Source organism: Actinomycetota bacterium, assembly GCA_016700055.1.
In the GTDB taxonomy this organism is placed as follows: Bacteria; Actinomycetota; Acidimicrobiia; order Acidimicrobiales; family Ilumatobacteraceae; genus Kalu-18.
On record CP064997.1, the window covers coordinates 149005 to 162424 of the forward strand.

Genomic DNA, 13420 nt, shown 5'->3' on the forward strand with positions numbered 1-13420 from the left:
CGTCAACGGGCGGGGGCTCGCAGGGCGCCGATCAAGAGCATCACCCCGCCGAGGGTCACACCGATGTCGGCGACGTTGAAGATCGGCCACCACTGGACGTCGATGAAGTCGACGACGCTCCCCCGCAGCCAGCCGTCGCCGCGCAGCAGACGGTCGGCGATGTTGCCCAGCGCGCCGCCGATGATCATCCCGACCGCGACGGCCGAGAGACGGCTGTCGTGCTTGCGCAAGGACACGAGCAGCACCACCACGATGACGAGGGCGAGCACGCCGATGATCGGGCCGATCCCCTCGGCCTGGCTGAACGCCATCCCGCTGTTGAACGCGAGGTTGAACTGCAGCGTCCAGAAGACGTGGACGACGTGGTCGTCGGCGAGGGCGTTGACCGCCCAGTGCTTGGTCAGCTGGTCGAGGGTCAACACCACCGCGGCGACCGCAGCGGAGAGGCCGAGCAGGTGTCTCGGCGGCGTACTGCGCTCCACCTCGACACCCGCCTCGTTCATCGCCGTCCGATCCAGCCGACCTTCTCGTCGACGAGCTCGGTCGCCCAGGGGATCGCGTCCAAGCGCTCACGGGAGATCGGGCGCCCGGAGACGACCGAATAGCCGTACGTACCCTCGGCGAACCTGGCGAGCGCGGCATCGATCTCTTCGACGATCTGGCGTGCCTGGGCGCTGAGCGTCAGGTCGCGCTCGCGTTCGACGACCATCGTGTCACCCTCGCCGGACTCGTCGTCGAACTGCACGTCGCCCATCTCGGCCTCCTCGATGAGGGCCGCGGCCTCGCTCTCCAGGTTCTCCGCCTGCCCGACGAGTCGAGCGCGCTCGGTCTGGAGGGCCTGGCGCTGCGCCCGCAGGAACGTGAGGTCGAAGTCCTTCGTCGTGACGATGCCGTCCTTGGACGGCGCCCGCTTGGCAGCCGGAGCGACCGGCGCAGCCTGCTTCGCCGCGGCAGGCGCCGGCTTCGCCGGTGCGGGCGCTTTGCTGGCCGGCGCCGGAGCAGCCTTGCGCGCCGGAGCAGCTTTGGTCGCCGGAGCAGCCTTCTTCGCCGGCGCAACCTTCTTGGCCGGAGCGACCTTCTTCGCCGGTGCAGCCTTCTTCGCCGGAGCAGCCTGCTTCACGGGGGCGGCCTTCTTCGCGGGGGCGGCCTTCTTCGCCGGAGCGGCCTTCTTCGCCGGAGCGGCCTTCTTCGCGGGGGCGGCCTTCTTCGCCGGGGCGGCCTTCTTCGCCGGTGCAGCCTTCTTCGCCGGTGCAGCCTTCTTCACGGGGGCGGCCTTGCGCGCCGGTGCAGCCTTGTTCGTCGGCGTCTTCGCCGGCTTCGCCTTGGAAGTTGCCTGCTTGCTGGGCTTGGTCGAGCTCGCCATCGGCTCGGGACCTCCGCTCTTTCACGTCTCTCCCGGATGGAACGCCGGATCGTACCGGGCAAGGACGCTCTTCGGGGGACAGCGCGAGGTGAGCCTGTCGCGCGACCCGCCGATCAGCAGCGGTCGTTCACCTGCTGGAGCACGGCCGACACCTCGTCGAGGTCGATCCCCGCGACGCGCAGCACCTTCGCGCGACTGCGCGGCCCGCGCGTGAGCTGCACCGCGGAGGCCCGCACGCCGAACAGCTCCGCGACCGCGGCGACGACTGCCGCGTTGGCGCGACCCTCGACGGCGCGTGCGGTCACGGACACCTTCAACGCGTCGCCGTGGATGGCCACCCCGGCGCGGCGTGCACCCGGCTGGACGTACACCGCGAGCTCGACGCCGCCGTCGACGGGGCGGACGTCCACGACGCGATACCGGACCCGGCTGCCTACGCGGTGGCGACGCCGATGTGGACGGACTGCCCGTCCAGCTCGGCAGTCGGTTCGCCCGGCGCGAACCGAACGTCGGTGGCCAGGGTCTCCCGGGCGACCATCTCGACCAGCCCGCCTTGGCCGACGAGGCGCTCCCGCAGCTCGTCGGGCAGGCCGAGCTGGAGCACGATCCGGTCGCTGACGTCGAGCCCCGCCTCGCGGCGGGCCTGCTGGACGAGGCGGATGAGGTCACGCGCGGTGCCTTCGGCCTCGAGCTCGGGGGTGACGGTGGTGTCGAGCACCACGACGCCGTCGGCAAGGCTCGCCGCGGCGGCGTCGGAGGTGGCCTGCAGGCGCAACGAGAACTCCCCCGGCTCCAGCCGGATTCCGCCGGCCACGATCGAGTCGCCGTCGCGGTGCCAGTCGCCGGAGCGGACCGCGGCGATCACCTGCTGCGTCTGCGCACCGAGGCGCGGTCCGATGGCCGCCGGCACCACCTGCAGCACCTCCTCGGCGACGCTCGCCACGTCGTCGGTGAAGTTCACCTGCTTCACGTTCACCTCGTCGGCGATGATCTCGCGGAAGCGGGCCAACGTGTCGACCCCCGGCGCAGCAACTGTCAGCTCGGCCAGCGGCAGCCGGACGCGGCGGTTGTTCGCCTTGCGCACGCTGAGGGTGGCCGAGCACACGTCGCGCACCCGGTCCATCGCCGTGACCAGCTCGTCGTCGGCGGGCAGCTCGTCGAGTGCCGGCCAGTCGGTGAGGTGTACCGAGCGCTCACCGGTGAGACCGCGGTAGACCACCTCGGCGGTGAGCGGTAGCAGCGGCGCGCTCAGCCGGCACACCATGGTGAGCACCGTGTGCAGCGTGTCGATCGCGTCTTGCTCACCGGCCCAGAAGCGCTCCCGGCTGCGGCGGATGTACCAGTTGGTCAACACGTCGAGGAACGCCCGTACGTGAGCGCAGGCGCCGAACAGGTCGTAGTCGTCCATCTCGGCCGTCACCTGCGCCACCAGCTCGTGGGCCTTCGCGAGCACGTAGCGGTCGAGCTCGTTGGACGAGTCGGTGCGCACCTCGCCACCTGTGTTGGCCGAGTTCGCGTAGAGGGTCAAGAAGTACCAGGCGTTCCACAGCGGCAGCAGCACGTGGCGCACGGTGTCGCGGATGCCCTGCTCGGTGACCGAGAAGTCGGCTCCGCGAAGGATCGTCGAGCTGAGCAGGTGCCAGCGCATCGCGTCGGAGCCGTAGGTGTCGAACACGAACATCGGGTCGGGGTAGTTGCGCAGGCTCTTCGACATCTTCAGCCCGTCGTCGCCGAGCACGATGCCGTGGCTGACACAGGTGGAGAACGCGGGGCGGTCGAAGAGGGCCGTCGCGAGCACGTGCAACGTGTAGAACCAGCCCCTCGTCTGGGCGAGGTACTCGACGATGAAGTCGCCGGGGTGGTGATGCTCGAACCACTCGGCGTTCTCGAACGGGAAGTGCACCTGGGCGAACGGCATCGAGCCCGACTCGAACCAGCAGTCGAGCACCTCGGGCACGCGCCGCATCGTGGAGCGCCCGGTCGGGTCGTCGGGGTTCGGGCGTACGAGCAGGTCGACCGCGGGGCGGTGGAGGTCGACGACGGCCGTACCGAAGTCGGCCTCCAGTTCGGCGATGCTGCCGTACACGTCGAGGCGCGGGTGGGCGGGGTCGTCGCTCCTCCACACCGGGATCGGCGAGCCCCAGAAGCGGTTGCGGCTGATCGACCAGTCACGGGCGTTGGCGAGCCACTTGCCGAAGCTGCCGTCCTTCACGTGTTCGGGTACCCAGCGGATCTGCTGGTTGAGCTCGACCATGCGGTCACGGAACGCGGTGACCTGGACGAACCACGACGAGACGGCCCGGTAGACGAGCGGTTGCGCACACCGCCAGCAGTGCGGGTACGGGTGCTCGTACGTGTCGTGGCGCACCACCACACCGCGGTCCTTCAGGTGACGGATGACAGCGGGATTGGCATCGAAGACGTGCTCGCCGGCCCAGGTGTCGACCTCGGCGGTGAACCGGCCGTGCTCGTCCATCGGGCAGATGGTGGGGATGCCTGCCGCATTGCAGACGAGCTGGTCGTCCTCGCCGAAGCCCGGCGCCAGGTGGACGACTCCGCTGCCGTCGTCGGTGGTGACGAAGTCGGCGCCGAGCACGCGGAACGCACCCGGCGTCTCGGCGAAGAACGGGAACATCGGCCGGTAAGTGCGTCCGACGAGGTCCGCGCCGCGGATCGTGCCGACGCGCGTCGCCGCGGCGAGCTCGCGCTCGTAGGAGGGAAGGCTCGCCTCGGCGAGCACGTAGCGCTGCGGCACGCCGTCAGCGCCGGGTTCCTCCATCACCGCGTAGTCGACTCCCGGGGCCACCGCGAGCGCCAGGTTCGACGGCAGCGTCCAGGGAGTGGTCGTCCAGGCGAGGATCCGCTCGCCGGTGTCGAGCTGGAACCAGACGGTGAGCGCGGGGTCCTGCCGGTCGCGGTACGTGTCGTCCATGCGCGTCTCGGTGTTGGACAGCGGCGTCTCACACCGCCAGCAGTAGGCGAGGACGCGGAACCCCTCGTACACGAGGCCCTTGTCCCACAACGTCTTGAACGCCCACATCACGCTCTCCATGTAGGACAGGTCGAGCGTCTTGTAGTCGTCGTCGAAGTCCACCCAGCGCGCCTGGCGGGTGACGTAGCGCTGCCACTCGGCGGTGTAGCGCAGCACGCTCGTGCGGCACGCGTCGTTGAACCGGTCGATGCCGAAGGCCGCGATCTCACGGTGCCCGGAGATGCCGAGCTCCTTCTCGGTCTGCACCTCGGCGGGCAGGCCGTGGCAGTCCCAGCCGAAGCGGCGCTCCACCCGGTGGCCGCGCATCGTCTGGTAGCGCGGGACGGCGTCCTTCACGAACCCGGTGAGCAGGTGGCCGTAGTGCGGTAGGCCGTTGGCGAACGGCGGGCCGTCGTAGAAGACGTACTCGTTGGCGCCGTCGATGCCCGCCGGACGTGCAGCTACCGATGCTGCGAACGTTCGATCGGCCTCCCAGAACGCCAAGACGTCTGCTTCTAGCTGGGGGAACGACGGCTGGGCGTCGACGGTCGGGTACCGGCGGTTGGACATGGGGGTAAGGCTCCTCGGGCCAGCCGAGGCTACCGGAAGGCCTCTCGCCAAACGCCGGTCAAATGTCGTCGCGGAAGCGCAACCCGTCCTCGCCGCCGATCTCGTCGGAGCTGGTCTTCGCGACGCTGCCGAAATCCAAGAGCGCGGACTCGGGCGGTGTCGGGCTGGAGTCGGCGAACACCTCCGGCGTGCCGGTGGAGGCATTCGGCGACCAGATGCTCGGCGGCGCGTTCTGCGGGCGCTCCAAGACCTCGGTCTGGTCGAGCTCTTCGGTAGCGGGCTCGGCAACCGAATCGAGCGGTGCTTCGGCCACGTCGGCCACGTCGGGCAACGCGGGCTCGCCGAGCGTTCCCGTTTCGGGCATCGGCGACGGCTCCGGCGAGATCGCGAGAGCCGGATCGGGGCTGTGCGGCTCGGCGGCCGCCGACAGGAGCGGCCGGCGCAGCTCGCCGAGGCCATCGGGCACCCGTTCGGCGACCTCCCGCAAGAGGGCTGCGGTGTCCTCGAGGCGCCGGCGCTGCGACGCGGCGAAGTCCTCGAGGTGCTCGACGTCGGAGAGCAAGAACTCACGCCGGGCGACGAGCGACTGGACCTCGTTCTCGGCCTTCAGCCGCTCGGACTCCATCGTGCGGCGCGCTTCGTTGCGTGCATCGTCGATCTCTGCCGATGCCGTACGGCGCGCTTCGCCGAGCACCGCCGCAGCCTCTACCCGGGCCCCCGAGACGATCCCATCGGCCTCGGACTTGGCGTCGGCGACCGTCGCGTCGGCGGTCCGCTGCGCCAGGAGGAGCGTGCGGCTGATCGTCTCGGCGTCGCCGCTCGGCACAGTCGCGCCCTCTGGCTCCTTCGGTGCCTGGGCGATCTCCTGCAGCCGCGAAACCGCCGCCCTCGCGCGTGCCTCCATCGAGGTCGCATGCTGCTGAGACGACTCGAGCGTCTTCGACACCTCGGCGAGGAAGGCCCGTACCTCTTCGGGGTCGTAGCCCCGCTTCGCGGTCCGGAAGGTGGCCGCAGCGACGGCCTGAGGACTGAGCTCCATGAAGCCGAATGCTAAACGGTCCGTCGCTCCCGCAGTGAACGCCGTGTGGTCAGCCCGAGCCGCATCCGAGGATCAGCCCGCGCACCACGACCTGCAGCACCAAGAGCACGACGAGCGGCGAGATGTCGATCGCTCCGAGCGGCGGGATCAGCCTGCGCGCGGGGGCGAGGACCGGTTCGGTGATCCGCCTCAGAAACAGCCCGACCTGCTCGACGACCCCGTCGGAGGGCGGGAACCAGGACAGCACCATCCGCACCACGATCGCGATGGTGTAGAGCAGCACCGCGAAGCAGAGGACCTCGATCATCTGGGCGATGTCACCGGGAGCGGAGCGCTGCTAGACGCCGTAGTCGCCGCGCTCGCCACCGTTGTCGTAGCTGGCGCGCGACGGTGGCTTCAGCAGGTAGACGCCGGTGGCGACCTTCTCCATCGAACCGTTCAAGGCGTAGCAGAGACCGCTCGCGAAGTCGATCAGGCGGCGCGACACGTCGCGCTCGGTCGACTCGAGGTTCATGATCACCGCCATGCCGTCCTTGAAGCGATCGGCCACCTCTTGGGCCTGGTCGAAGCGGCGCGGGCGCACGGTGTGGGGCTCGGTGGCCGAGACCGCGGGCGGGATCGCCCGCACGTTGGAGCCCTGCCGCGGATTGGAGGGCCGAGGCTGCACGCTGGAGTCGTCGTTGCCTGGCGAGCGCCGCACGGGCACCGGCTCGATGTCACGCGACGGCAGCGTCTGGCGCGGCGGGCGCGCACCGAGGTCTTCGTAGTAGTCGGCGTGCGGGTCGACCGTGCGCCGCGGCCCCTCGTCGCGCCGCTGTCCTCGCATCGGGCGATCGGTCTCCTCGGGCGCGTCGTAGTCGTCGTACGCCTCGTCGGCGCCGAGGCCGAGGTAGTCCATGGCACGCTTGAAGATCGACATCGCCTGGTCAGGCTAGTCGACCTGGTCAGGCGATAGGTGGACGCGGGCCGAAGAGCGCCGTGCCGACGCGGACCATGGTGGCTCCCTCCTCGACGGCGATCTCCAAGTCGTGGGTCATGCCCATCGACACCGTCGTCAACCCGGCTCCGTCGGCGAGGGCCCGCAGACGCCTGAAGGCCGACCGCGTGGCGCGCTCGCCGCCCTCCAGCGGCCCGATCGTCATCAGGCCCTCCACGGCGAGTCCCGACGCCCGCGCCCGATCGAGCAGCGCGGCCAGCGCATCAGGGTGACAGCCGCTCTTCGCCGCCTCCCCGGTGGTGTTCACCTGGAGCAGCACGCGTGCCCCGGGAACGCGCTTCGCGAGCTCGTCGACGAGGGAGGGCCGGTCGACCGTCTGCCACAGGTGCACGTAGGGCACGAGGGCGCGCACCTTGTTCGACTGGAGATGGCCGATGAAGTGCACCTCGGGTTGGCAGAGGGGTGCGGTCGTGGCGAGCGCGGACAGCTTGGAGACGAGCTCCTGCGCGTAGTTCTCGCCGATGTCTCGGCACCCGGCGTCCATCGCGGCGGCGATCGCGTCGGGGCCGAAGGTCTTCGTCACCGCCACCACGGCCACGTCGACGCCCCCTGCCGCCGCGATGCGGGCGCGCACCTCGGCGAGGCGAACGGCTACGAGTCCCGGGTCGAGCCCGGCCATCGCGCCGCGGCGCTCACTTCAAGAACGAGGGCACGTCGAAGTCGTCGTCGCCGTCGTCGGTGAGCGGGTCACCGCCGGACTCGTCGCCGAAGATGTCCTTCAGGTTGCCGGCCGACTTGGACTCGACCGGTCGCAGCTCAGCGCGCCCCGAGGCCGGCGAGCCGTCCCAGCGCTCGAACCCGGCGGCGATGACGGTGACCTTCACCTCGTCGCCCATCTCGTCGTCGATCACCGTGCCGAAGATGATGTTCGCGTCCTGGTGCGCGACGCCGTGGATGATCTCGGCAGCCGAGTTCATCTCGAACAGCCCCATCCCCGACGGCCCGGTGATGTTCAGCAGGATCCCGCGCGCGCCGTCGATGGCGGCTTCGAGCAACGGGCTCGCGATGGCGGCCTGGGCGGCGGTCACCGCCCGGTTGTCGCCGCTCGCCTGGCCGATGCCCATCAGCGCCGAGCCGGCGTTCGACAGGATCATCTTCACGTCGGCGAAGTCGGTGTTGATCAGGCCGGGGGTGGTGATCAGGTTCGTGATCCCCGACACACCCTGCAGCAACACCTCGTCGGCCATCTTGAACGCGTTGAGCACGCTCGTCTTTTCGTTCGCCACCGAGAGCAGGCGGTCGTTGGGGATGACGATCAGCGTGTCGACCTTCTCCTTCAGCCGCTGCACACCGGTGTCGGCCTGCACCGCCCGCCGGCGGCCCTCGAACGAGAACGGCCTGGTCACCACGCCGATGGTGAGCGCGCCCATGCTCTTCGCGATCTCGGCGATCACCGGCGCCCCGCCGGTGCCGGTACCGCCACCTTCGCCCGCGGTGATGAACACCATGTCGGCGCCCTTCATGATCTCTTCGATCTCGTCGCGGTGCCCCTCAGAGGCTGCCCGGCCGACCTCGGGATCGCTGCCCGCGCCGAGGCCCCGGGTGAGATCACGACCGATGTCGAGCTTGACGTCGGCGTCGCTCATGAGCAGCGCCTGCGCGTCGGTGTTGATGGCGATGAACTCGACACCTCGGAGCCCGGCGTCGATCATCCGGTTGACGGCGTTCACCCCGCCACCACCGACGCCGAGCACCTTGATGACGGCGAGATAGTTCTGTGGTCCACCTGCCATGTTCGGCATTCCTTCCGCGGTGCGTGGCGTAGCGCCCCATCCTCGCACGTCGAACGTCGTCAGACCGGGATATGGGCCGATCAGCGGATCGCGGGCTCCCCGCTCGACACGTCGATCGTCGAGATCGTACCCGGCTCGTGACCGGGCAGCACGTTTACGAGGGCGACGAGCTTGCTCTGGAAGTCGTCGGGGAACCCGAACAGCACCTCGATCGTGCTCTGGCTGGGAGGGTCGCTGAGCACCATCGTCAGCTCCCCCGCCGCGGTGACCCCGAGCCGTTGCACGAGCGGTGTGAGCAGCGGGGGCAGGGCGTTCGCGAGCTGTGCCGCGGCGCGCCAGGTGGTGCCGGCGTAGTCGCCCGCGGCGACGTTCGGCCCCGCTCCGTCGATCGGCATGTAGTCGACCGGCTGGCCCTCGATCACGTCGAGCACGCGGCCGTCGACGTCGATCACCCGGTGCAGGGCGTCGGCACCGACGAAGTAGGCGACCGGGACGCGCTCGGCGATCTGGATCGACACCCTGTTCGGGAAGTGCATCGACACCCGGGCGTCGCGCACCCAGGGGATCTCCTCCAGGCGCCGCTCCGCGCCGGCGAGGTCGGCGACGAGGATCGGTTCACCTTTCAGGTCGGAGACGACCGCGTCGACCATGTCCGGGTCGGCGTAGACCGCACCCTCGACGTCGACGGTGTCGATCGCGAACAGCGGCGACGCGAGCAGGACGAGCACTCCGACGCCGAGCAGCACGAGGGCAAGGATCGCCGCCAGCCACTTGAGCTTGCGGCGGCTCTCGGCGCGCCGCACCGCGATCCGCCGGGCACGCAGCCGCGGGTCGGGCGACGTGCCGTCCGGCGTGGCGACGTCGCCGGACCCGTCGGCGGAGCCGTCGAAGAACACGACGTCGTCGCCGCCGTCGATGACGATTCGCGGCGGGCTGGGATCGGTCGGCGGTGACACTTCGCCTTCGCCGAGGGAGACCGCATCGGGCAGGTCGTCGGACTCGATCACCACCGTCTTGCGCTCCGGCGGTGCCGCGGCGGCCGCTGCGCGAGCGGCCGCCGCGGCCTCGGGATCGTCGGAGAAGGCGTGCAGCAGCTCGTGGCGCACCTTGTCGGGCACGTCGTGGGCGGGCTCGAAGCCGGGCGCGTCCGCGTCGGCAGGCTCGGTGGTGGCGTCGCGGCGGTTGCGCCTGATCACAGCACCACCCCCGCCTCGTCGACGTCCTTGGCGCCGGGGAAACCGACGAGGCGCACCTCGCTGCGCAACGCGATCCCGTGCGCCTCGGCCACCTTCGCGCGGACCGCCTCGATCAGCGCGAGCACGTCGTCGGCCCGGCCCCCCTCGTCGGCCTGGACGAAGTTGGCGTGCTTCAGGCTCACCTCTGCCGAGCCGATGCGCATCCCGCGGAGACCGAGTCCGTCGATGAGCTGGGCCGCGGCGACGCGCCCGGGTACCGGATTGACGAAGACCGAGCCTGCGTTCTGGCCTCCGGGTTGGTGCTCGCGGCGCCACCGCACGATCTCGGCGATCTCCCGCTCGGACGCGGCGCGGTCACCGCGGCGCAGCTGCAGTCGCGCCGACAGCACCAGTTGGTGAGCGGCGAGGGCCGACGACCGGAACCCGAGCCCGAGCTCCGCGGCGGCTACGGCCCGGCCTCTGCCGAGACGCAGGTCATACACGTGCGCGTCGATCAACGAGGCCGCGATGTCGGACCCGTGGCCGCCGGCGTTCATGCGCACCGCGCCGCCGAGGGTGCCGGGCACGCCGACCGCCCACTCGAAGCCGGACAGCCCGCCGGCCGCGGTGCGTCGGGCGAGCACCGGCAACGGCACACCGCCACCCGCGGCGACGACGGTCCCGTCCACGCTGATGCCGCCGATGAGCCCGCCCTCACCAGGTTCACCAGGTTCACCGAGCTCGCCGAGCTGAACGGCGATGCCCGGAAAGCCCGAGTCGGCGACGAGCAGGTTCGACCCGCGGCCGACGACCAGAACGGGCAGACCGCTGGCCCGCACGGCGCGGGCGAGGGCGCCGAGGTCGTCGGCGGAGACGACGCGCACGAAGATCCGTGCCGGCCCCCCGACGCGGTACGTGGTCAGCGGAGCGAGCGCCACGTTCTCGCGAACACGATCGCCGAGCACCGCGAGCTCGGCGAGCGCAGCCTGGACGGCGCGATCGGGGGCGGCCGTGCTCACCCGCGGGCCTCCAGCTCGAGGCGGCGGGCGATGACCTCGTCGGGCAGGCTGGCGACGTCGCCGCAGCCCATCGATATGCACGCGTCGCCGGCACCCACGCTTCGGGCGAGGTACTCGACCAGGTCGGCGCGGTGGGGCAGCCAGACGACGTGTGTCTCGGGATGCTTGTCGAGCACCGCGTTCACGACGAGCTTGCCGGTCACGCCCGGCAGCACCTGGGTGCCCGACGAGTAGATGTCGGTGAGCACCACGAGGTCGGCGGCCTCGAACGCGTCCGCGTACTCGGGCCACAACACCGCCATGCGGTTGAAGCGGTTCGGCTGGAAGACGGCGACGAGGCGGCGCCAGCCGTCGCCGGAGTCGCGCGCCGCGGTGAGGACGGCACCGATCTCGCTCGGCAGGTGCGCGTAGTCGTCGATGAAGGTCGCCCCACCGTGCTCACCGCGCAGGTCGAATCGCCGGGCCACCCCACCGAAGCGCTCCAGGGCGGCGATCGCCGCTTGCGCCGGCACGCCGAGATCGAGCGCCAGGGCAAGGGCGCCGCAAGCGTTCAAGACGTTGTGCACGCCGCGCAGCGGCAGGCGCACCTCGCCGATGCTCTCGCCATGGCGTTCGACGCCGAAGCGGAACGACCCTCGCTCAGCGCGCAGCTCGACAGCTCGCACGTCGGCGCGCGCCGACGTCCCGTAGCCGACGATCCCGGCGTCGCTGCCCAGACGGTCGGCCAGCTCCACGCAGACGGGGTCGTCGAAGCAGAGCGCCTTCGGTCCGGGGATCTGGCGCAGATAGCGCTCGAACCCGGCGACGATGGCGTCGAAGCTGCCGTAGTGGTCGAGGTGATCGGCTTCTACGTTCGTGAGCACGGTGGCGTGGAGCGGCAGCTCGAGGTGGGTGCCGTCGCTCTCGTCGGCCTCGACGACGAACCACTCCGACCCCGTCCACTGCGCGCCGGCCCCGACGTCGGCGACGTCGCCGCCGATCACGAAACCGGGCTTCAGACCGGCTTCGGCGAGCATCAGCATCAGCATCGACGACGTCGTCGTCTTGCCGTGCGTGCCGGCCACGCCGATCGATCGGGCCTGCGCGCAGATGGCGGCGAGCATCCCGGCACGGCGCAGCACGGTGACACCTCGCTCACGCGCTGCCTGTAGCTCGAGGTTCGTCTCCGGCACCGCCGTCGATGCCGTCACCGCGTCCACGCCGACGACGTGGCTCGCGGCGTGTCCGACGTGCACCTCGATGCCCGCGGCGCGCACGCGATCGAGCACCGGCAGGTCACGCAGGTCGCTCCCCGACACCTGGTGCCCCATCTCGGCGAGCGCGATGGCGACCGCGCTCATGCCCGGTCCCCCTACCCCGACCACGTGGTACCGGCCGGGATCGGTGAGGTCGATCGGCGGTACCGGAGGCGCGGCGGCGGAGGCCGCGGTCGTGTCGGTCACCTGGACCCGACCTCTTCGACGAGGGCGGCCAACCTGCCGCTGCGGTGCACCTCGCCCAGACGGTGCGCGTTCTCGCCGAGCGCGGCGAGCTCTTCGGGCGCCGCTCGCAGGCGCGCGATCTCGCTCTGCAGCTGGCCGTTCGCGAGCTCGGCCTCGGCGACGAACACCGCCGCGCCGTGCTCGCTCAACCAGCGGACGTTCGCGCTCTGGTGGTCGTCCGCGGCCGCCGCCCAGGGCACGAGCACTGCCGGTGTACCCGTGACGGCCACCTCGGCGACCGTCCCTGCGCCGCCGCGGCCGACGAACAGGTCCGCGCCCGCATAGGCGAGCGGCAGCTTCTCGTCGTAGCCGACCACGTCGTAAAGGATGCCTTCTTCTCCACTCCGAGAGGGCATCACCTCGGACAGGTTGCGCTCTCCGGCGACGTGGCGCACGGCCAACCCGCGATCGCCCGCAGACGCCTCCACCAGCTCCCTCACGGCCGCGTTCAACGCCCCCGACCCCTGCGAACCACCGGCGACGACGACCACGAAGCGCTCCTCGGGCAGGCCGAGCGCCTCCCTCGCGAGGGACCGATCCCTCGCCCGGTCGACGTCGAGCACGACCTGGCGCACGGGAGCACCGGTCAGCGTGGCGTGCGGCAGAGGTGAATCGGCAAAGGCGACCGCGCAGGCCGTGGCCCACCTCGCGGCCAGCCTGCTCGCCTGCCCGGGACGGCGGTCGTAGCTGACGACGACGATCGGGATGCCGAGCCGGCGCGCCGCCAGCACCACGGGGAGGCTGGCGTAACCGCCGACCGAGACCACGACGCGGGGGGCGAGGCGCTTCAGCAGCTCGATCGCCGCCGTCCGCCCCCGGACCAGCTTCGGGACGAACTGCAAGTTGGCGCGATCCAGGCGGCGCTGCACCCCGACCACGTCGTAGAACGTGTGCGGGAAGGGGGTTGTGGGCAGCAGCCGGGTCTCGATGCCGCGCACCGCGCCCACGTAGTACAACTCGTCGGGCGAGCGCCCCCGCGCGACCAGCGCCTCGGCCACGGCGAGGGCGGGCAGCACATGACCTGCCGTACCTCCGCCGGTGACGACTGCGAAGCAGCGGGCCATCTCCGAAG

At 70.9% G+C, this 13420-nt stretch carries 13 protein-coding genes; all 13 read right to left on the bottom strand.

All coding sequences use genetic code 11. From position 1 onward, the window contains the following. Positions 1–2: 2 nt before the first annotated feature. Positions 3–503 (bottom strand): signal peptidase II, encoded by a 501-nt coding sequence (lspA, locus tag IPM43_00775; GenBank protein ID QQS24965.1) that lies wholly within the window; start codon positions 501–503, stop codon positions 3–5. Further along, on the bottom strand, positions 500–1264 hold the full coding sequence (locus tag IPM43_00780; GenBank protein QQS26278.1) for a DNA-binding protein: 765 nt from the start codon (positions 1262–1264) through the stop codon (positions 500–502). The genes lspA and IPM43_00780 overlap by 4 nt, the downstream gene beginning before the upstream one ends. Before the next feature lie 212 nt (positions 1265–1476). Continuing rightward, the gene (locus tag IPM43_00785; protein QQS24966.1) at positions 1477–1773 is read right to left on the bottom strand and encodes a DUF167 domain-containing protein; all 297 of its coding nucleotides are present in this window, start codon (positions 1771–1773) and stop codon (positions 1477–1479) included. 23 nt (positions 1774–1796) lie between these two features. Then, entirely contained in the window at positions 1797–4904 is a 3108-nt protein-coding gene (locus IPM43_00790) for an isoleucine--tRNA ligase (GenBank protein QQS24967.1), read from the bottom strand. Positions 4905–4962: 58 nt separating this feature from the next. After that, entirely contained in the window at positions 4963–5943 is a 981-nt protein-coding gene (locus tag IPM43_00795; protein QQS24968.1) for a DivIVA domain-containing protein, read from the bottom strand. 49 nt (positions 5944–5992) lie between these two features. After that, complete coding sequence (locus IPM43_00800) at positions 5993–6250, bottom strand: YggT family protein (GenBank protein QQS24969.1); 258 nt, start codon at positions 6248–6250, stop codon at positions 5993–5995. A 30-nt stretch (positions 6251–6280) separates the two neighbouring features. After that, positions 6281–6862 (bottom strand): cell division protein SepF, encoded by a 582-nt coding sequence (locus IPM43_00805; protein QQS24970.1) that lies wholly within the window; start codon positions 6860–6862, stop codon positions 6281–6283. A gap of 25 nt (positions 6863–6887) precedes the next feature. Then, the gene (locus tag IPM43_00810; GenBank protein ID QQS24971.1) at positions 6888–7559 is read right to left on the bottom strand and encodes a YggS family pyridoxal phosphate-dependent enzyme; all 672 of its coding nucleotides are present in this window, start codon (positions 7557–7559) and stop codon (positions 6888–6890) included. Positions 7560–7572: 13 nt separating this feature from the next. Next, positions 7573–8673: a cell division protein FtsZ gene (gene ftsZ, locus IPM43_00815; GenBank protein ID QQS24972.1), complete on the bottom strand. Its 1101-nt coding sequence runs from the start codon at positions 8671–8673 to the stop codon at positions 7573–7575. An 80-nt stretch (positions 8674–8753) separates the two neighbouring features. Further along, the gene (locus tag IPM43_00820) at positions 8754–9869 is read right to left on the bottom strand and encodes an FtsQ-type POTRA domain-containing protein (GenBank protein QQS24973.1); all 1116 of its coding nucleotides are present in this window, start codon (positions 9867–9869) and stop codon (positions 8754–8756) included. Then, on the bottom strand, positions 9866–10867 hold the full coding sequence (gene murB / locus IPM43_00825; protein QQS24974.1) for a UDP-N-acetylmuramate dehydrogenase: 1002 nt from the start codon (positions 10865–10867) through the stop codon (positions 9866–9868). The genes IPM43_00820 and murB overlap by 4 nt, the downstream gene beginning before the upstream one ends. Next, complete coding sequence (gene murC, locus IPM43_00830; GenBank protein QQS24975.1) at positions 10864–12309, bottom strand: UDP-N-acetylmuramate--L-alanine ligase; 1446 nt, start codon at positions 12307–12309, stop codon at positions 10864–10866. Before murC ends, murB begins: the two co-directional genes overlap by 4 nt. Beyond that, positions 12306–13412, bottom strand: coding sequence for a UDP-N-acetylglucosamine--N-acetylmuramyl-(pentapeptide) pyrophosphoryl-undecaprenol N-acetylglucosamine transferase (locus tag IPM43_00835; GenBank protein ID QQS24976.1), 1107 nt, complete (start codon positions 13410–13412; stop codon positions 12306–12308). The genes murC and IPM43_00835 overlap by 4 nt, the downstream gene beginning before the upstream one ends. Positions 13413–13420: the final 8 nt, after the last annotated feature.

Bases quoted from the DNA above. Each gene is read 5' to 3' on its own strand.
- lspA (QQS24965.1), bottom strand. From the start codon at position 503: ATGAACGAGGCGGGTGTCGAGGTGGAGCGCAGTACGCCGCCGAGACAC.
- IPM43_00790 (QQS24967.1), bottom strand. From the start codon at position 4,904: ATGTCCAACCGCCGGTACCCGACCGTCGACGCCCAGCCGTCGTTCCCC.
- IPM43_00795 (QQS24968.1), bottom strand. From the start codon at position 5,943: ATGGAGCTCAGTCCTCAGGCCGTCGCTGCGGCCACCTTCCGGACCGCG.
- IPM43_00800 (QQS24969.1), bottom strand. From the start codon at position 6,250: ATGATCGAGGTCCTCTGCTTCGCGGTGCTGCTCTACACCATCGCGATC.
- IPM43_00805 (QQS24970.1), bottom strand. From the start codon at position 6,862: ATGTCGATCTTCAAGCGTGCCATGGACTACCTCGGCCTCGGCGCCGAC.
- IPM43_00810 (QQS24971.1), bottom strand. From the start codon at position 7,559: ATGGCCGGGCTCGACCCGGGACTCGTAGCCGTTCGCCTCGCCGAGGTG.
- ftsZ (QQS24972.1), bottom strand. From the start codon at position 8,673: ATGGCAGGTGGACCACAGAACTATCTCGCCGTCATCAAGGTGCTCGGC.
- IPM43_00835 (QQS24976.1), bottom strand. From the start codon at position 13,412: ATGGCCCGCTGCTTCGCAGTCGTCACCGGCGGAGGTACGGCAGGTCAT.